At 67.3% G+C, this 19577-nt stretch carries 12 protein-coding genes and 3 rRNA genes; 12 read left to right on the forward strand and 3 right to left on the reverse strand.

Translation table 11 applies throughout. The features are described from left to right. The first annotated feature begins 122 nt into the window (after positions 1 to 122). The 6 genes from V2W30_RS23835 to V2W30_RS23860 all read left to right on the forward strand — a co-directional run bounded on the left by V2W30_RS23835 (position 123) and on the right by V2W30_RS23860 (position 6908). Positions 123 to 1739: an L-lactate permease gene (locus tag V2W30_RS23835; protein ID WP_338699578.1), complete on the forward strand. Its 1617-nt coding sequence runs from the start codon at positions 123 to 125 to the stop codon at positions 1737 to 1739. A gap of 118 nt (positions 1740 to 1857) precedes the next feature. Further along, the gene (locus V2W30_RS23840) at positions 1858 to 3222 is read left to right on the forward strand and encodes a phosphomannomutase/phosphoglucomutase (RefSeq protein WP_338699580.1); all 1365 of its coding nucleotides are present in this window, start codon (positions 1858 to 1860) and stop codon (positions 3220 to 3222) included. Positions 3223 to 3320: 98 nt separating this feature from the next. Beyond that, the gene (locus tag V2W30_RS23845) at positions 3321 to 3491 is read left to right on the forward strand and encodes a Trm112 family protein (protein WP_018533654.1); all 171 of its coding nucleotides are present in this window, start codon (positions 3321 to 3323) and stop codon (positions 3489 to 3491) included. A gap of 33 nt (positions 3492 to 3524) precedes the next feature. Next, entirely contained in the window at positions 3525 to 4652 is a 1128-nt protein-coding gene (locus V2W30_RS23850; RefSeq protein ID WP_338699583.1) for an SIS domain-containing protein, read from the forward strand. 43 nt (positions 4653 to 4695) lie between these two features. Further along, positions 4696 to 5847 carry a mannose-6-phosphate isomerase, class I gene (manA, locus tag V2W30_RS23855; protein WP_338699584.1) on the forward strand — a complete coding sequence of 384 codons (1152 nt, stop codon included), beginning with the start codon at positions 4696 to 4698 and terminating at the stop codon, positions 5845 to 5847. 83 nt (positions 5848 to 5930) lie between these two features. Continuing rightward, entirely contained in the window at positions 5931 to 6908 is a 978-nt protein-coding gene (locus tag V2W30_RS23860) for a cation diffusion facilitator family transporter (RefSeq protein WP_338699585.1), read from the forward strand. An 86-nt stretch (positions 6909 to 6994) separates the two neighbouring features. Here V2W30_RS23860 and lepB read toward each other — a convergent pair whose 3' ends face one another. Then, the gene (gene lepB, locus V2W30_RS23865) at positions 6995 to 7657 is read right to left on the reverse strand and encodes a signal peptidase I (RefSeq protein WP_338699586.1); all 663 of its coding nucleotides are present in this window, start codon (positions 7655 to 7657) and stop codon (positions 6995 to 6997) included. Between the two features lie 350 nt (positions 7658 to 8007). Between lepB and ahcY the strand changes: the two genes are divergently transcribed. Beyond that, complete coding sequence (gene ahcY, locus V2W30_RS23870; protein ID WP_338699588.1) at positions 8008 to 9471, forward strand: adenosylhomocysteinase; 1464 nt, start codon at positions 8008 to 8010, stop codon at positions 9469 to 9471. Positions 9472 to 9691: 220 nt separating this feature from the next. Next, entirely contained in the window at positions 9692 to 10306 is a 615-nt protein-coding gene (locus V2W30_RS23875) for a hypothetical protein (protein ID WP_338699589.1), read from the forward strand. 25 nt (positions 10307 to 10331) lie between these two features. Here the strand turns inward: V2W30_RS23875 and V2W30_RS23880 are convergent, their stop codons facing one another. Further along, entirely contained in the window at positions 10332 to 11288 is a 957-nt protein-coding gene (locus V2W30_RS23880) for an RDD family protein (protein WP_338699590.1), read from the reverse strand. Between the two features lie 105 nt (positions 11289 to 11393). Here V2W30_RS23880 and V2W30_RS23885 point away from each other — a divergent pair, with 105 nt between their 5' ends. The 4 genes from V2W30_RS23885 to rrf all read left to right on the forward strand — a co-directional run bounded on the left by V2W30_RS23885 (position 11394) and on the right by rrf (position 18145). Beyond that, positions 11394 to 12401, forward strand: a complete 1008-nt coding sequence (locus V2W30_RS23885; protein WP_338699591.1) for a stage II sporulation protein M — start codon at positions 11394 to 11396, stop codon at positions 12399 to 12401. 587 nt (positions 12402 to 12988) lie between these two features. Then, positions 12989 to 14514: ribosomal RNA gene (locus V2W30_RS23890) — 16S ribosomal RNA — on the forward strand. Positions 14515 to 14818: 304 nt separating this feature from the next. After that, a 23S ribosomal RNA gene (locus V2W30_RS23895) occupies positions 14819 to 17940 on the forward strand. 88 nt (positions 17941 to 18028) lie between these two features. After that, a 5S ribosomal RNA gene (gene rrf / locus V2W30_RS23900) occupies positions 18029 to 18145 on the forward strand. The 16S, 23S and 5S rRNA genes sit together here, the layout of an rRNA operon. 111 nt (positions 18146 to 18256) lie before the next feature. Here the strand turns inward: rrf and V2W30_RS23905 are convergent. Continuing rightward, positions 18257 to 19567 (reverse strand): DUF58 domain-containing protein, encoded by a 1311-nt coding sequence (locus V2W30_RS23905; protein ID WP_338699592.1) that lies wholly within the window; start codon positions 19565 to 19567, stop codon positions 18257 to 18259. Between the last annotated feature and the right edge of the window lie 10 nt (positions 19568 to 19577).

Raw genomic sequence — 19577 nt, forward strand, 5'->3', positions numbered from 1 at the left:
CGTAGTAAGCGCCTTCACCGGATCTTTGCGGCCAACTCCGTCCCGTACGTTGACGTGAGTTGTCGAGGACACGACCATTTCGCCACCCGTCGTATGGGAATCCGGGATTCCGGGAGGCGCTCGTGTTCGTCCAGCAGTTGGAGCCCGTAGGTGGCTCGCTCGGCCTGTCCGCCCTCGTCGCGACCCTGCCCCTCGTCACCGTCCTCGTCCTGCTGGGCGCCGTCCGCATGAAGGCGCATCTCGCGGGCCTGATCGGCCTCGCCGTGGCCGTGCTCGTCGCGTGGCTCGCGTACGGCATGCCGCTCGGCCAGACCTTCTCCAGCGCCGCACAGGGCGTCCTGTTCGGCCTCTTCCCCATCATGTGGATCGTCGTCAACGCCCTGTGGGTGTACCGGATGACCGTGCGCACCCGGCACTTCGACATCCTGCGCCGCTCCTTCGGGAGGCTCTCCGACGATCCGCGCATCCAGGCGCTCGTCATCGCGTTCTGCTTCGGCGCGCTCCTGGAGGCCCTCGCCGGGTTCGGCGCCCCGGTGGCGATCTGCTCCGTGATGCTCGTGGCGCTCGGCTTCGACCCCGTGAAGGCCGCCGTCGTCGCTCTTGTGGCCAATACGGCGCCGGTCGCGTTCGGCGCCATGGGCACACCCGTGGTGACGCTCGCCCAGGTCACCGGGCTCCCGCTGGACTCCGTCGCGTCCGTGGTGGGCCGTCAGACGCCGCTGCTCGCGCTCGTCGTGCCGCTGGTGCTCGTCGGTCTGGTGGACGGCCGGCGCGGCCTGCGCGAGACCTGGGTGCCCGCCGTGGCCTGCGGATTCGCCTTCGCCGTGGCCCAGTTCGCGGCCTCCAACTACGTCTCCGCGCAACTCGCCGACATCGGCGCCGCGTTGGTGGGCGCCGGCGCGCTCGTCGCCGCCCCGCACTCCCGCAGGCCGGCCGCCGAACCCGTACGCGCCGCGGTCCTCACCGGCGTACGCAGCGAGGACCTGGACGAGGAGGACGCGCGCTCCGACGTGCTGCGCGCCTACGCCCCGTACGCGCTCATCGTCGTCATCTTCTCCGTGGCGCAGATCCCCGCCGTCAAGGACTGGCTGGTGAAGGCCAATCGGGTCTTCGACTGGCCGTTCCTCGATGTCGCCGATCCGGGCGGCGAACCTGTGGGCGGCAACGTCTTCACGCTGCCGCTGGTCTCCACCGGAGGCACGCTCGTGCTCCTCGCGGGGGTGCTCACGGCGGTGGTCATCGGCGTGCACGCGCGCGTGGCCGTGCGCGAGTGGTGCGCGACCGTGCACGAGCTGCGGTTCGCGATCCTCACCGTGACGAGCGTGCTCGCCCTCGCGTACGTCATGAACCTCTCCGGGCAGGCCGCCACCATCGGGCACTTCGTGGCCGCCGCGGGCGCGGGACTCGCCTTTCTGTCGCCCGTCCTCGGCTGGTTCGGCGTCGCGGTCTCCGGGTCCGACACCTCCGCCAACGCCCTCTTCGGCGCCCTCCAGGTGACCGCCGCCCAGCAGTCGGGCCTGTCACCGGAACTCCTTGCCGCCGCGAACAGTTCGGGCGGCGTCCTCGGCAAGATGATCTCGCCGCAGAACCTCACGATCGCCTGCGCGGCGGTGGGACTCGCGGGACGCGAGGGCGACTTGTTGCGCAAGGTGCTGCCGTGGAGCCTCGGACTGCTGCTCGTGATGTGCCTGATCGTCTACGCCCAGAGCACGGTGGTGTTGTCGTGGATGCTGCCGTGACCAGTGATGACGCGGCGGCATGGGTTCTTTGGGAGGAATGAGGGGTTCACGGTTCGTTGTCGGTGCGGCCAGGTAGTTTGTGGGGTCCGTGCAGGACTTCAGGAGGGCTGGACCGACCGTGGCTGCTGATCTGTCGACGATCGTCAAGGCGTACGACGTGCGCGGGGTGGTCCCGGACCAGTGGGACGAGGAGCTCGCCGCGCTGTTCGGCGCCGCGTTCGTCCGCGTGACCGGCGCCGACGCGATCGTCGTCGGGCACGACATGCGCCCCTCCTCGCCCGGACTCACCGGCGCCTTCGCCCGCGGGGCCGCCGCCCTCGGCGCGGACGTCACGGAGATCGGCCTGTGCTCCACCGACCAGCTGTACTACGCGTCGGGCGCGCTCGACCTGCCCGGCGCCATGTTCACGGCCTCGCACAACCCCGCGCGGTACAACGGCATCAAGATGTGCCGGGCCGGCGCCGCCCCGGTCGGCCAGGACACTGGCCTCGCCGAGATCCGCCGCCTGGCCGAGGAGTGGAGCGAGTCGGGCGCCCCGGAGCCCGCCGCGACCCCGGGCACGATCAGCCGGCGCGACACGCTGGAGGACTACGCGGCGTATCTGCGCGGCCTGGTCGACCTGACCTCGATCCGGCCCCTGAAGGTCGTCGTCGACGCGGGCAACGGCATGGGCGGGCACACCGTCCCCACCGTCTTCGCCGGGCTGCCGCTCGACCTCGTACCCATGTACTTCGAGCTGGACGGCACGTTCCCGAACCACGAGGCGAACCCGCTGGACCCGGCCAACCTGGTGGACCTCCAGGCCCGCGTCCGCGCCGAGGGCGCCGACCTCGGCCTCGCCTTCGACGGCGACGCGGACCGCTGCTTCGTCATCGACGAGAACGGCGACCCGGTCTCCCCGTCCGCCGTCACCGCCCTCGTCGCCTCCCGCGAACTCGCGAAGAACGGCGGCAAGGGCACGATCATCCACAACCTGATCACCTCCTGGTCGGTCCCCGAGGTCGTGAAGGAGAACGGCGGCACGCCCGTGCGCACGCGCGTGGGCCACTCCTTCATCAAGCAGGAGATGGCCACCACCGGCGCGATCTTCGGCGGCGAGCACTCCGCGCACTACTACTTCAAGGACTTCTGGAACGCGGACACGGGCATGCTCGCCGCGCTGCACGTCCTCGCCGCCCTGGGAGGCCAGGACGGACCGCTCTCCGCCCTCGTCTCCTCGTACGACCGCTACACGGGCTCCGGCGAGATCAACTCCACGGTCGCCGACCAGACCGACCGCCTCACCGCGATCAAGGCCGCGTACGGCACCCGCGACGGCATCACCCTGGACGAGCTCGACGGCCTGACGGTCACCGCGGCCGACTGGTGGTTCAACGTCCGCCCGTCGAACACGGAGCCGCTGCTGCGTCTGAACGCCGAGGCGCGAGACGCGGCGACCATGCAGAAGACGCGGGACGAGGTCCTCGCGATCATCAGAGCCTGACGCCCGTGCCGCCCGCCGCCTCCAGGGCCCCGTACGGCCCCCCGGCGGTAGGCTGACCAGGTCACCCCCAGACACCCACAGCCCCGAAGGGAACCCCCATGCCGCTCGAAGCCGGCCTCCTGGAGATCCTCGCCTGCCCGGCCTGCCACGCCCCCCTCAAGGAGGCCGACGCCGAGCTGATCTGCACCGGCAAGGACTGCGGCCTGGCCTATCCGGTCCGCGACGGCATCCCCGTCCTCCTCGTCGACGAGGCCCGCCGCCCCGCGTAACCGCCGCTCCCCGCAAGCAGGAGGCCGTACGCCATGTTCGACGAATCGCTCCTGGACGACCCGGAGGCGCTGACCAGAGCCGACCGTCGGGGCCTGCTGCGCGGGGCCGCCGAAGCGGGCGCCCGCGTCCGCACGGCCGCCCGGCACGCGGCGGAGGCCGGCATCGCCGAGCTGAAGCCCGACGGCCGCCCGCGCGCCGTCATGATCGCGGGCCCCGGCATGGCGGCCGTCGGCGTCGCCGACTTCATCGACCGCCTCGCCGGGGCGTCCTGCCCGGTCGTCCGGCTGCGCCCCACCGGTGTCGCCCCCGCGTCCGGCGCCCTGCGCTGGGACCTGCCCGGCTGGGCGGGCCCGGTCGACCTGCTCCTGATCGCCACCCCCGACGGCTCCGAGCCGAGCCTCTCGCTCCTGGTCGAGCAGGCCTACCGGCGCAGCGTCACGGTCGTCGCCGTGTGCCCGACCGGCGCCCCGCTGACCGAGTCCGTCGCCGGCGCCCACGGCCTCCTCGTCCCGATGGCGACGGCCCCGTACGAGCAGGACGAACCCGACGCGGCCTCGGCGCCCGGCGCCCTGTGGGCCCTGCTGACCCCGCTGCTCGCGCTCCTCGACCGCACCGGACTGCTGTCCGCGCCGCCGGAGATCCTGGAGAAGGTCGCCGACCGCCTCGACCGCACCGCCGAGCGCTGCGGCCCCGCCATCGCCACGTACAGCAACCCGGCGAAGACGCTCGCCTCCGAGCTCGCCGAGGCGCTCCCGCTGATCTGGACCGAGGGCGCGGCCGCGGGCCCCGCGGGCCGCCGGTTCGCCGACGCCATCGCCGAGCTGGCCGGCCGCCCCGCGCTCGCCGCCGACCTGCCCGAGGCGATGCCCGCCCACGGCGCGCTCCTCGTCGGCGACCTCGCCGCGGGCGCCGACCTCGACAGCTTCTTCCGCGACCGCGTCGAAGAGGTCCAGGCGCTGCGCGCCCGCGTCGTCCTGCTCCGCGACCGGCCGACCGGCGGTCTCTCCGCCGCCCCCGCCGCCCGCGAGCTCGCCCTTTCGCACGACACCGCGATCAGCGAGCTGGAGCCGGAGGAGGGCAGCGACCTGGAGACCCTCGCGGAGCTGATCGCCGTCACGGATTTCGCCGCCGTTTACCTGGGCCTCGCCTCCAGAGCGTGATCTGGACCCCCGCCGCCCACCGCAGCACGGAGTAGAAGACGTCATGGACCGCCTCACCAACACCGTCCGCCCCTACGCCTGGGGTTCCGCCACCGCGATCCCGCAGCTCCTCGGCACCGAGCCGACCGGCGAACCCCAGGCCGAGATGTGGATGGGCGCGCACCCCGGCGCCCCCTCACGGACCGCGCGCGGCCCGCTGAGCGAGGTCATCGACGCGAACCCGGCCGCCGAGCTCGGTCCCCGGGCCGTGGAGAAGTTCGGCCCCCGCCTGCCCTTCCTCCTCAAGCTGCTCGCCGCCGGCGCACCCCTCTCCCTCCAGGTGCACCCGAATCTCCAGCAGGCGAAGGAGGGCTTCGCGGCCGAGGAGGCGAAGGGCGTACCGATCACCGCGTCCGACCGCAACTACAAGGACGCCAACCACAAGCCCGAGCTGATCTGCGCGCTCACCCCGTTCGACGGGCTGTGCGGCTTCCGCGCGCCCGAGGACGCGGCGAAGCTCCTCGACGGCCTCGGCGTCGACAGCCTCAAGCCGTACGTGGACCTGCTGCGCGCCCACCCCGAGGAGGCCGCGCTGCGCGAGGTCCTCACCGCCGTACTGAGCGCCGACCGCGACGAGATGGCCCGGACCGTCACCGACGCCACGGCCGCGGCCCAGCGCCTCGGCGGCGCCTACGAGCCGTACGCGGGCATCGCCCACCACTACCCCGGCGACCCGGGTGTCATCGCGGCGATGCTCCTCAACCACGTCCGGCTGCTGCCCGGCGAGGCCCTGTTCCTCGGCGCCGGTGTCCCGCACGCGTACCTGGACGGCCTCGGCGTCGAGATCATGGCCAACTCCGACAACGTCCTGCGCTGCGGCCTGACCCCCAAGCACGTCGACGTCCCCGAACTGCTGCGCGTCGTCCGCTTCGAGGCGACCGACCCCGGCGTGCTCCGCCCGGAGGCCTCGCCCGACGGCGAAGAGGTCTACGACACCCCCATCGACGAGTTCCGCCTCTCGCGCTTCGTCCTGCCCGAGGGCGGCGCCGCCCACGATCTGACGGCCGCGACCCCGCAGATCCTGCTCTGCACGGCGGGCACGGTCCAGGCGGGCGACCTGACGCTCGCACCCGGCGAGTCGGTCTTCGTTCCGGCGGGAGAAAAGACCGAAGTGTCCGGGGACGGCACGATTTTCCGTGCGACGGTCGTGGCCTGAGCGGACGGTGCGGCGTCCCGTGCTGCAACAATGACCCACCGCTGCACGGGACGTACGACGTACGAAGGGACACCGGGAACAACATGAGTGCTTCAGGCGGAGCAAAGGCGATCGTTGCGGCGCTCGCCGCCAACCTCGCCATCGCGGTATCGAAGTTCGTGGCGTTCCTCTTCAGCGGCTCCTCGTCGATGCTCGCCGAGGCCGTCCACTCGCTCGCCGACTCGGGGAACCAGTTCCTCCTCCTGGTCGGCGGCAAGAAGGCCCAGCGCGAGGCGACGCCGCAACACCCCTTCGGCTACGGCCGCGAGCGCTACATCTACGCCTTCCTCGTCTCCATCGTCCTCTTCTCCGTCGGCGGCATGTTCGCCGTCTACGAGGGCTACGAGAAGATCAGGCACCCGCACGACCTGGAGCACTGGTACTGGCCGGTCGGCGTCCTCGTCTTCGCGATCATCGCCGAGGGCTTCTCCTTCCGTACGGCCATAAAGGAGTCGAACGCGCTGCGCGGGAAGCTCAGTTGGGGCCAGTTCATCAAGCGCGCCAAGGCGCCCGAGCTGCCCGTCGTGCTCCTTGAGGACTTCGGCGCACTCATCGGTCTGGTCCTCGCGCTCTTCGGCGTCGGCCTGACCCTCGCCACCGGCGACGCGGTCTGGGACGGCATCGGCACGCTCTGCATCGGCATCCTGCTGATCGCCATCGCGATCGTCCTCGCGCTGGAGACGAAGTCCCTGCTGCTCGGCGAGGCCGCGGGCCTGGACGAGGTGAAGAAGATCGAGGAGGCGGTCGTCGACGGCGACACCGTCACCGGCCTGATCCACATGCGCACGCTGCACCTCGGCCCCGAGGAACTCCTCGTCGCCGCGAAGATCGCCGTCCAGCACGACGACACCGCCGCCGAGGTCGCCCGCGCCATCAACGAGGCGGAGGCCCGCATCCGCGCCGCCGTCCCGATCGCCCGCGTCATCTACCTGGAGCCGGACATCTTCAGCGACACGGAGGCCGCGAAGGGCCCGGACCCGAAGGCGACCCCCGGCGGCCCGACACCGACCGCGGAGCACTGAGCACGCGCGTACGGATACGGGGAGGGGGCGGGGAGATCATCTCCCTGCCCCCTCCCCGTATCCGTACGCGTCGCATCGCGATCACGTCACTGGGGGATCGCCCATCCGGCCATCCGCAGGTGGGCGGCCCGCCGCCGTTCCGTGGCCGCCGCGATCCCGCACCCGAGCCCGGTGAGCGCCACCCCGAGCCCGGCGAGGCCCCCGACCGCGACCGCCACCGGCCGCGCGACCCCGTCCACCACCCGCCCGTCCACGGCATCGAACGGCACCGAGCCACCGTGATCGTCCGCGAAGTACCGGTTGTCGTTCGAGTTCGCCCGGTGGTCGCCCATCAGGAACAGCCGCCCCCGCGGAACCCGCACGTCGTACGGGGGCCCGCCGTTCGCCACGCCGTCCTTCACGTACGGCTCCGCCAGAGCCCTCCCGTTCACGAGGGTGGGCCCGGACGCCCCGCCCTCGTGCGCGACCCGCTCCCCACCGAGCCCGACGACGCGCTGCACCACGGGCTGCCCCCGATACCGGCCGGGCAGCGAGTAGAGCACCACGTCACCGCGGCGCACCTCGTCCCCGTCCACCCGCTCGATGAACACCCGGTCGCCGATCGCGTACGTGGGCGTCATACCGGAGCTCGACACGGTGACGCTGCGATACGTCGACCCCAGCCACACCACCGACCCGAGCAGCCCCACCAGACCCAGCGGCCCCAGCACCCAGGCCGCCCAGCCCAGCCGACGCGCTCTGCCACCCATGCCGTCCCCTCCCCACACCGCTCACGGACGGAACGGCGCGGAGAGGAGGCTAGCGACCCCGCCCCACCGCACCTCGGCCAGGACCGCCCCTCGGCAGCGGACGGGGTGGGTCCGACTGGGCCGATCGGTGTAGATTCGTAACGAGCCAGACGTCGCTGCTGATGGCGGTCGGGCGGCCCGCACGACGGGTCGTCCGAGGGAGAGAGGGCCTCCGACGGACTGCGCTGCGAGTATCGGAGGACACCTGTGTCCGAAGACGCCCGCAGACCAGCCATGCGCGTTCCGGATCAGGGAACGCGCTCTTCAGCCCACCTCGACCGACTGCAACTGCACCGAGGAGCAGCTCACTTATGACTTCTGTCGCCAACCGACAGGACCAGGACTTCAAGGTCGCCGATCTCTCTCTCGCCGCCTTCGGCCGCAAGGAGATCACCCTCGCCGAGCACGAGATGCCCGGCCTGATGTCGATCCGCAAGGAGTACGCCGCCACGCAGCCGCTCGCCGGCGCGCGCGTCACCGGCTCCCTCCACATGACGGTCCAGACGGCCGTCCTCATCGAGACCCTCGTCGCCCTCGGCGCCGAGGTCCGCTGGGCGTCCTGCAACATCTTCTCCACCCAGGACCACGCCGCCGCGGCCATCGCGGTGGGCCCGAACGGCACGCCGGACAACCCCCAGGGCGTCCCGGTCTTCGCTTGGAAGGGCGAGACCTTGGAGGAGTACTGGTGGTGCACGGAGCAGGCCCTGACCTGGCCGAACTCGCCCACCGGCGGCCCGAACATGATCCTCGACGACGGTGGTGACGCCACCCTCCTCGTCCACAAGGGCGTCGAGTACGAGAAGGCCGGCAAGGTCCCCTCGGTCGACACCGCCGAGTCCGACGAGCACCGCGTCATCCTTCAGCTCCTGAACGACACGATCTCGAACGGTTCGCAGAAGTGGACCCAGCTCGCCTCCGAGATCCGCGGCGTCACGGAGGAGACCACCACCGGTGTCCACCGCCTGTACGAGATGCAGCGTGACGGCACCCTCCTCTTCCCCGCGATCAACGTGAACGACGCGGTGACGAAGTCGAAGTTCGACAACAAGTACGGCTGCCGCCACTCGCTCATCGACGGCATCAACCGCGCCACGGACGTCCTCATCGGCGGCAAGACCGCCCTCGTCTGCGGTTACGGCGACGTCGGCAAGGGCTGCGCGGAGTCGCTGCGCGGCCAGGGCGCCCGCGTGATCATCACGGAGATCGACCCGATCTGCGCGCTCCAGGCGGCGATGGACGGCTTCCAGGTCGCGACGCTCGACGACGTCATCGACCAGGTCGACATCTTCGTCACGACGACCGGCAACAAGGACATCATCATGGCGAGCGACATGGCCAAGATGAAGCACCAGGCGATCGTCGGGAACATCGGCCACTTCGACAACGAGATCGACATGGCCGGCCTGGCGAAGATCGAGGGCATCGTCAAGGACGAGGTCAAGCCGCAGGTCCACACCTGGACGTTCCCCGACGGCAAGGTCATCATCGTGCTGTCCGAGGGCCGCCTGCTGAACCTGGGCAACGCGACGGGCCACCCGTCCTTCGTGATGTCCAACTCCTTCGCGGACCAGACCCTGGCCCAGATCGAGCTGTTCACCAAGCAGTCCGAGTACCCGACCGACGTCTACGTGCTGCCCAAGCACCTCGACGAGAAGGTCGCCCGCCTGCACCTGGACTCGCTCGGCGTGAAGCTGACGACGCTCCGCCCCGAGCAGGCCGCGTACATCGGCGTCGAGGTCGACGGCCCGTACAAGCCGGACCACTACCGCTACTGAGCACCACGCTCACCGCACCGCAGCACCACCTCGCGCCGGCCTCACCCGCCGGCGGACAGGACAGGCCCCCGCACCCCCGTGCCGGGGGCCTGTCCCGTACCGGGTCGCACCGCTGGCTACGGTGGACACGTCCTTCGACGCCCGTCCGCCCCGCACACGGTCACGTGCCCGCGCCCGGTGGCGGCCGTCATCAGGCCCGACAGAGGACTCCACGAACCCCATGCCCCGCGGCCGATATTCGCTCCACGATCCGCACGATCACACCCCCCTCGGTGAAGAACACTTCCACTGCGCCCCCGGCCCCTCGGGCTGGCGCTACGTAGCCCAACGGATCACCCCCTCAGGCGACCACGCCGGTTCGATCGACCTGGCTGTCGACGAACTCGGCCGCCCCATCCGCCTCGAACTGAACGCCGCGAGCTGGCAGGTCAGAGGCGCCGCCCTCGACGGCGTCACGTGGGTGCGCACCGACCCCACCGGCGCCCACGCGACCGAAGGAAACGCCCCCGCGCACGCGTTCACCGGCACGTCCCCCGCGTTCCTCATCGCCACCACGCGTCTGCTGAACCTCACCCCCGCTTCCCCCTCGACCCGTGTCCGCCTCGTCGCCCTCACGGATCCCGTCCTGGCACCCCGCACCCTGGACCAGTCCTGGACCTTGCTGAAAAGCGAAGCACACGCCACTGACAACGGACCCCTGACCGTGGACGAATACCAGGTCACAGCCCTGGACACCGGGGAGCAGCACACCGTCCACATCACCGGCGACGTGGTCCTGGCGGCCCCCGGCATCGAGCTGGAGCACCTCGAGACCCCGCCGTCGACGTTCACCTGACGCCCCGGCCGCCCTCGCCGCGGTGTCAGGCGGGCGGTACGAATCCGGTGCCCGACGCCCCGGACGACCCTGCCGACTCAGGCCCCTCGGGCCGCGGCGCGGCGGCGGGCGCCGGCGGCGCGTACGTGGGGAAAGGCTGCGGAGCAGCAGGCGACGGAGGACCGTACGCCCCAGGGCCCGGAGCAGGCGGAGCAACCGCCGGGGGCACCGGCGAAGCAGAGGCGCCGTAACCTCCGGCCCCGAAGGCTCGCTGCGCCTCACGCGACTGCCGCTCATGCATCACGGCGGCGAGGAAGGCGGCGGGCGGCACGTCCGTCGGAGCGGGGGCGCCGGTGTGCGCCGCGAGATCCGTCGCGAGCCGGGCGGCCATCCCCCATCCCACCTGCGGATCCAACTGCCCCATCCGCGTGAGGTACTGCCGCACCGCGAGCCAGAGCCCTTCCGGCACGGCGGACAGATCCAGCTCCGCGAACCGCCCGACCAGCCAGGGCGGCGGAGGCGGCACGAACGCGGTCTGCCCGGTCGGCACGCGCTCCCGCACGACGAGAGTCCCGGCGAACACGTCACCGACCCGCCGCCCCCGCGCGGACACCAAAGAGGCGATGCAGGCCACGATCCCGAACGTCATCAGGATCTCCACGACGCCGACGGCCCCCCGCACGAGAGCGTGCCGGAACCGGATCGGCCCGCCGTCGTCCCGCACGACCCGCAGCCCGCACGCGAGTTTCCCCAGCGACCGCCCATGGCTGAGCGTCTCCACGGCGATCGGGATCCCGACGAGCACCAGCAGGAACGTCGCCACGGCGAGCGCGGCCGCGGCGGCGTCGTCCAACGACGAGGTCGCCGCGACGATCCCCATCGTCACGACGATGTACACGACGAACGCCACCACCAGGTCGATCAGCACCGCGAGTGCCCGACTCGGCAACTTCGCCGGCCGCAACTCGAGGGCGACCGCCTCTCCCGTCACCAGCTCACTCACGCCGGCCACCCACCCTTCACTGACCTGCCCTAGGAACCGCCAGTCTGCCAAGCTGAAGGCACATCGCGCCGCACAGGTGCCGGAAAGCGAGGAGCAGCAGACCGGATGGACCTCGACGTCTTCGTGTCCGCCCATGGTGCGGAGTGGGACCGCCTGGACACCCTGCTGCGACGCCGTCGCCGCCTGACCGGCGCGGAAGCGGACGAACTGGTGGCCTTGTACCAGCGCACCGCGACCCATCTCTCCCTCGTCCAGTCGAGCGCCCCGGACCCCCGCGTGATCGGCCGCCTGACCCAACTCGTCGCACGCGCGCGCAGCGCGGTCACGGGCACACGCCGTGCTTCATGGCGCGACGTCACCCGCTTCCTCACCCACGGATTCCCGGCAGCGGTCTACCGGGCACGCCACTGGTGGGTCCCCACAGCACTCATCTCCACGGCGATAGCCGCCCTGATCGGCTGGTGGATCGGTACGCATCCAGAGGTGCAGGCCTCCATAGCCGCCCCCGCGGCACTCCGCGAGATGACCCGCCCCGGCGGCCAGTACGAGACGTACTACTCGAGCCACCCCGCGGCGTCCTTCGCGGCCCAGGTCTGGACGAACAACGCCCAAGCCGCCGCGATGTGCCTGGTCCTCGGCGTCTTCCTGGGGCTTCCTGTCCTGTGGATCCTGTTCCAGAACATGCTCAACGTAGGTGTGGGCATCGGCCTGATGTCCTCCGCCGGCCGCCTCGACACCTTCCTGGGCCTGATCCTCCCGCACGGCCTGCTGGAGCTGACGGCCGTCTTCGTGGCCGCGGGAACCGGCCTGCGCCTGGGCTGGACCGTCATCGACCCCGGCCCGCGCACCCGCCGGACAGCGCTGGCCGAAGAAGGCCGCGCGGCCCTGGGCATGGCCATCGGCCTGGCCCTGGTCCTCTTCATCTCCGGTGCCATCGAAGGCTTCGTGACCCCCTCGGGCCTCCCCACCTGGGCCCGCATCGGCATCGGCATCACAGCGGAACTCGCCTTCCTCGCCTACGTCTATGTACTGGGCGGCCGAGCGGTCCGCGAAGGCGAAACAGGCGACGTCGAAGCAGCCGAACGCAGTGCGGCTCTGCCGACTGCGGCTTGATGTGCAGCCACGGCCCCTGACCTGCTAGTCTCCTCTTCGCCCCGGAAAGACCGTTGACACGGCCAGGACGGGGAGGTAGATTCGAACAGTTGCCCCGAACTCGACAAGCTCGGCCGCAGCGGTTAGTATCTACCGCGCTTCACGAAATAACATTCATTCGAGAAGCCCCCCGATTAATCAGAATCGACAGCCGGCCAGACCGGCCCAAAACTTCTGATAAAGTCGAAACCGCCGAAAGGCAAAGGCCCTCCAACGGCCACCGGAAATGAAATCCGAACCGGAAACGGAACGGAAAAAGGATCTGGTAAGGTTGGAAACACAGAAGGGAAGCGCCCGGAGGAAAGCCCGAGAGGGTGAGTACAAAGGAAGCGTCCGTTCCTTGAGAACTCAACAGCGTGCCAAAAATCAACGCCAGATATGTTGATACCCCGTCTCCGGCCTTTTCGGGTCGAAGATGAGGTTCCTTTGAAAAAGTCCTGTCGGCCTCTAGTGGGCTGGCAGGCGCACAGCGAGGACGCTGTGAACGACCGGGATTATTCCTCCTGGTTGTTCCGCTCTCGTGGTGTCACCCCGATTACGGGGAAACATTCACGGAGAGTTTGATCCTGGCTCAGGACGAACGCTGGCGGCGTGCTTAACACATGCAAGTCGAACGATGAAGCCCTTCGGGGTGGATTAGTGGCGAACGGGTGAGTAACACGTGGGCAATCTGCCCTTCACTCTGGGACAAGCCCTGGAAACGGGGTCTAATACCGGATACCACCTCTCCTCGCATGGGGGGAGGTTGAAAGCTCCGGCGGTGAAGGATGAGCCCGCGGCCTATCAGCTTGTTGGTGAGGTAGTGGCTCACCAAGGCGACGACGGGTAGCCGGCCTGAGAGGGCGACCGGCCACACTGGGACTGAGACACGGCCCAGACTCCTACGGGAGGCAGCAGTGGGGAATATTGCACAATGGGCGAAAGCCTGATGCAGCGACGCCGCGTGAGGGATGACGGCCTTCGGGTTGTAAACCTCTTTCAGCAGGGAAGAAGCGAAAGTGACGGTACCTGCAGAAGAAGCGCCGGCTAACTACGTGCCAGCAGCCGCGGTAATACGTAGGGCGCAAGCGTTGTCCGGAATTATTGGGCGTAAAGAGCTCGTAGGCGGCTTGTCACGTCGGTTGTGAAAGCCCGGGGCTTAACCCCGGGTCTGCAGTCGATACGGGCAGGCTAGAGTGTGGTAGGGGAGATCGGAATTCCTGGTGTAGCGGTGAAATGCGCAGATATCAGGAGGAACACCGGTGGCGAAGGCGGATCTCTGGGCCATTACTGACGCTGAGGAGCGAAAGCGTGGGGAGCGAACAGGATTAGATACCCTGGTAGTCCACGCCGTAAACGGTGGGAACTAGGTGTTGGCGACATTCCACGTCGTCGGTGCCGCAGCTAACGCATTAAGTTCCCCGCCTGGGGAGTACGGCCGCAAGGCTAAAACTCAAAGGAATTGACGGGGGCCCGCACAAGCAGCGGAGCATGTGGCTTAATTCGACGCAACGCGAAGAACCTTACCAAGGCTTGACATACACCGGAAAGCATTAGAGATAGTGCCCCCCTTGTGGTCGGTGTACAGGTGGTGCATGGCTGTCGTCAGCTCGTGTCGTGAGATGTTGGGTTAAGTCCCGCAACGAGCGCAACCCTTGTTCTGTGTTGCCAGCATGCCCTTCGGGGTGATGGGGACTCACAGGAGACCGCCGGGGTCAACTCGGAGGAAGGTGGGGACGACGTCAAGTCATCATGCCCCTTATGTCTTGGGCTGCACACGTGCTACAATGGCCGATACAATGAGCTGCGATACCGCAAGGTGGAGCGAATCTCAAAAAGTCGGTCTCAGTTCGGATTGGGGTCTGCAACTCGACCCCATGAAGTTGGAGTTGCTAGTAATCGCAGATCAGCATTGCTGCGGTGAATACGTTCCCGGGCCTTGTACACACCGCCCGTCACGTCACGAAAGTCGGTAACACCCGAAGCCGGTGGCCCAACCCCTTGTGGGAGGGAGCTGTCGAAGGTGGGACTGGCGATTGGGACGAAGTCGTAACAAGGTAGCCGTACCGGAAGGTGCGGCTGGATCACCTCCTTTCTAAGGAGCACTTCTTACCGAGTTCGCTCGGTCAGAGGCCACTACGTCGGCAAACGTTCGACGGTGGTTGCTCATGGGTGGAACGTTGATTATTCGGCACACTTGACCTGCTCTGGTCGTAAGTACTGCTTCGGCGTGGAAAGCGAAAAGATCAGGCGAGGGTGTCGGGCACGCTGTTGGGTGTCTGAAGGTACGGCCGTGTGGTCGCCTTCAGTGCCGGCCCCAGTGCACTCGAACCGGTTGGTTCGGGGTGATGGGTGGTTGGTCGTTGTTTGAGAACTGCACAGTGGACGCGAGCATCTGTGGCCAAGTTTTTAAGGGCGCACGGTGGATGCCTTGGCACCAGGAACCGATGAAGGACGTGGGAGGCCACGATAGTCCCCGGGGAGCCGTCAACCAGGCTTTGATCCGGGGGTTTCCGAATGGGGAAACCCGGCAGTCGTCATGGGCTGTCACCCATACCTGAACACATAGGGTATGTGGAGGGAACGCGGGGAAGTGAAACATCTCAGTACCCGCAGGAAGAGAAAACAACCGTGATTCCGGGAGTAGTGGCGAGCGAAACCGGATGAGGCCAAACCTTGTATGTGTGAGACCCGGCAGGGGTTGCATGCAGGGGTTGTGGGATCTCTTTGTCACAGTCTGCCGGCTGTGAGACGAGTCAGAAACCGTTGATGTAGACGAAGGACATGCGAAAGGTCCGGCGTAGAGGGTAAGACCCCGTAGTCGAAACGTCAGCGGCTCGTTTAAGAGACACCCAAGTAGCACGGGGCCCGAGAAATCCCGTGTGAATCTGGCGGGACCACCCGTTAAGCCTAAATATTCCCTGGTGACCGATAGCGGATAGTACCGTGAGGGAATGGTGAAAAGTACCGCGGGAGCGGAGTGAAATAGTACCTGAAACCGTGTGCCTACAAGCCGTGGGAGCGTCGCGCAAGGAACTTGTTCCTTGCGTCGTGACTGCGTGCCTTTTGAAGAATGAGCCTGCGAGTTTGCGGTGTGTTGCGAGGTTAACCCGTGTGGGGAAGCCGTAGCGAAAGCGAGTCCGAATAGGGCGATTCAGTAGCGCGCTCAAGACCCGAAGCGGAGTGATCTAGCCATGGGCAGGTTGAAGCGGAGGTAAGACTTCGTGGAGGACCGAACCCACCAGGGTTGAAAACCTGGGGGATGACCTGTGGTTAGGGGTGAAAGGCCAATCAAACTCCGTGATAGCTGGTTCTCCCCGAAATGCATTTAGGTGCAGCGTCGTGTGTTTCTTGCCGGAGGTAGAGCACTGGATAGGCGATGGGCCCTACCGGGTTACTGACCTTAGCCAAACTCCGAATGCCGGTAAGTGAGAGCACGGCAGTGAGACTGTGGGGGATAAGCTCCATGGTCGAGAGGGAAACAGCCCAGAGCATCGACTAAGGCCCCTAAGCGTACGCTAAGTGGGAAAGGATGTGGAGTCGCAGAGACAACCAGGAGGTTGGCTTAGAAGCAGCCACCCTTGAAAGAGTGCGTAATAGCTCACTGGTCTAGTGATTCCGCGCCGACAATGTAGCGGGGCTCAAGCGTACCGCCGAAGTCGTGTCATTCCAGCATATAGGGCCAACGCCTGCTGGGATGGGTAGGGGAGCGTCGTGTGCCGGGTGAAGCAGCCGCGGAAGCGAGTTGTGGACGGTTCACGAGTGAGAATGCAGGCATGAGTAGCGATACACACGTGAGAAACGTGTGCGCCGATTGACTAAGGGTTCCTGGGTCAAGCTGATCTGCCCAGGGTAAGTCGGGACCTAAGGCGAGGCCGACAGGCGTAGTCGATGGATAACCGGTTGATATTCCGGTACCCGCTGTGAAGCGTCAAACATCGAATCCAGTGATGCTAAGGCCGTGAAGCCGTTCCGGACCCTTCGGGGAATGGAAAGTGGTGGAGCCGCCGGCCCAAGTTGGTAGTAGGTGAGTGATGGGGTGACGCAGGAAGGTAGTCCAGCCCGGGCGGTGGTTGTCCCGGGGTAAGGGTGTAGCCCGTGTGATAGGTAAATCCGTCGCACATGAGGGTGAGACCTGATGCCGAGCCGATTGTGGTGAAGTGGATGATCCTATGCTGTCGAGAAAAGCCTCTAGCGAGTTTCATGGCGGCCCGTACCCTAAACCGACTCAGGTGGTCAGGTAGAGAATACCGAGGCGTTCGGGTGAACTATGGTTAAGGAACTCGGCAAAATGCCCCCGTAACTTCGGGAGAAGGGGGGCCATCACTGGTGATTGGATTTACTCCATGAGCTGGGGGTGGCCGCAGAGACCAGCGAGAAGCGACTGTTTACTAAAAACACAGGTCCGTGCGAAGCCGTAAGGCGATGTATACGGACTGACGCCTGCCCGGTGCTGGAACGTTAAGGGGACCGGTTAGTGCACTTTCGGGTGTGCGAAGCTGAGAACTTAAGCGCCAGTAAACGGCGGTGGTAACTATAACCATCCTAAGGTAGCGAAATTCCTTGTCGGGTAAGTTCCGACCTGCACGAATGGCGTAACGACTTCTCGACTGTCTCAACCATAGGCCCGGTGAAATTGCACTACGAGTAAAGATGCTCGTTTCGCGCAGCAGGACGGAAAGACCCCGGGACCTTTACTACAGTTTGATATTGGTGTTCGGTTCGGCTTGTGTAGGATAGGTGGGAGACTTTGAACCAGCCACGCCAGTGGTTGGGGAGTCGTCGTTGAAATACCACTCTGGTCGTGCTGGATGTCTAACCTGGGTCCGTGATCCGGATCAGGGACAGTGTCTGATGGGTAGTTTAACTGGGGCGGTTGCCTCCCAAAGAGTAACGGAGGCGCCCAAAGGTTCCCTCAGCCTGGTTGGTAATCAGGTGTTGAGTGTAAGTGCACAAGGGAGCTTGACTGTGAGACCGACGGGTCGAGCAGGGACGAAAGTCGGGACTAGTGATCCGGCGGTGGCTTGTGGAAGCGCCGTCGCTCAACGGATAAAAGGTACCCCGGGGATAACAGGCTGATCTTCCCCAAGAGTCCATATCGACGGGATGGTTTGGCACCTCGATGTCGGCTCGTCGCATCCTGGGGCTGGAGTCGGTCCCAAGGGTTGGGCTGTTCGCCCATTAAAGCGGTACGCGAGCTGGGTTTAGAACGTCGTGAGACAGTTCGGTCCCTATCCGCTGCGCGCGCAGGAGTCTTGAGAAGGGCTGTCCCTAGTACGAGAGGACCGGGACGGACGAACCTCTGGTGTGCCAGTTGTCCTGCCAAGGGCATGGCTGGTTGGCTACGTTCGGAAAGGATAACCGCTGAAAGCATCTAAGCGGGAAGCCTGCTTCAAGATGAGGACTCCCACCCCCTTTGAGGGGTTAAGGCTCCCAGTAGACGACTGGGTTGATAGGCCAGATCTGGAAGCCCGGTAACGGGTGGAGGTGACTGGTACTAATAGGCCGAGGGCTTGTCCTCAGTTGCTCGCGTCCACTGTGTTGGTTCTGAAACCATGAACAACCGTCGTAGTCATAGGCCACGACTCCGGTTGACAGTTTCATAGTGTTTCGGTGGCCATAGCGTGAGGGAAACGCCCGGTTACATTCCGAACCCGGAAGCTAAGCCTCACAGCGCCGATGGTACTGCAGGGGGGACCCTGTGGGAGAGTAGGACGCCGCCGAACAAGTTTTAGGGAAAAGCCCCGTGCCTCTGGCACGGGGCTTTTCTGCGTTCCGGGGCAAGAGAGGGAGGCAAGCAGTGGCTTTATGAAAGCCTTTTTGCCTTCTGGCCTTGGCTATAGGCGGCCCGCAGCCTTGAGTGCCAGGTAGGCGTCCGCGAGGGCGGGCGCGAGGTTGGAGGGGGTGGCGTCCACCACCGTTACTCCGTGGCGCGTGAGCTGTTCCGCGGTGCGGAGGCGTTCTGCCTTCGCCTGGGCCGCTGACGCCGCGCTGTAGAGCACCTCTGTGGTGCCCCTCGCTGCCGCCATCGTCTCGATCGCCGGGTCCGCCACCGAGGCCACGATGACTGTGTGGCGTTTGGTGAGGCGGGGGAGGACCGGGAGCAGACCCTCCTCGACGGGGGCCGCGTCCAGCGACGTAAGAAGGACGATGAGGGAGCGGCGGGGGGCCGTGTGCAGGGCTGTGGTGGTGAGGCCTCGGGCGTCCGTCTCGATGAGTTCGGGTTCCAGGGGGGCCATCGCGTTGACCAGTGCGGGGAGGACTTCGCCGGCTGCTCGGCCCTGGACGAGGGCGCGGATGCGGCGGTCGTAGGCCAGGAGGTCCACTCGGTCGCCGGCGCGGGAGGCCAGGGCGCCCAGGAGGAGGGCGGCGTCCATCGAGGCGTCGAGGCGCGGGGCGTCGCCGACACGGCCTGCGGACGTGCGGCCGGTGTCCAGGACCAGGAGGATGTGGCGGTCGCGTTCCGGACGCCAGGTGCGGACGGCCACCGCGGACTGGCGGGCTGTCGCGCGCCAGTCGATGGAGCGGGTGTCGTCCCCGGGAACGTACTCGCGGAGGCTGTCGAACTCCGTGCCTTCGCCACGCGTCAACAGACTGGTGCGGCCGTCGAGTTCACGTAGGCGGGCCAGTTTGGACGGGAGGTGTTTGCGGCTGTGGAAGGGCGGCAGGACGCGGACCGTCCACGGGACGTTGTGCGTGCCCTGGCGGGTGAACAGGCCCAGGGGGCCGAAGGAGCGGATCGTGACGCGGTCCGCCGTGCGGTCGCCTCTGCGGGTGGGCAGGAGGCGGGTCGTGACACGGCGGCGTTCACCCGCTGGGATCGTCACCTGGTGGCGTGACGACGCGTACTCCGTGCCCGGGCGCCACGTGCTGGGGGGCCAGGCGTCGCGGAGCTGGGCGCGCAGGGGGCGGCGCGACGGGTTGGTGATCGTGAGGGTGACGTCGGCCGGGTCGCCGAGGCGCACCGAGGTGTCGCCGGAGCGGGTCAGGCCCAGCCGGCGTACGGGGGCGGCCAGGGCGAAGTCGCAGGCGCAGGCCAGGGCCAGCGGGGTGTTGACGGCCAGGATGCCTGTCCAGCTGGGCTCCCAGATGCCGATGGGGAGGGAGCCCAGGGCGGCGAGCAGGGCCGTACGTCCGGTGAGGGCCATGTCGGGTCTC

It is taken from the genome of Streptomyces sp. Q6 (assembly GCF_036967205.1).
In the GTDB taxonomy this organism is placed as follows: domain Bacteria; phylum Actinomycetota; class Actinomycetes; order Streptomycetales; family Streptomycetaceae; genus Streptomyces; species Streptomyces citrinus.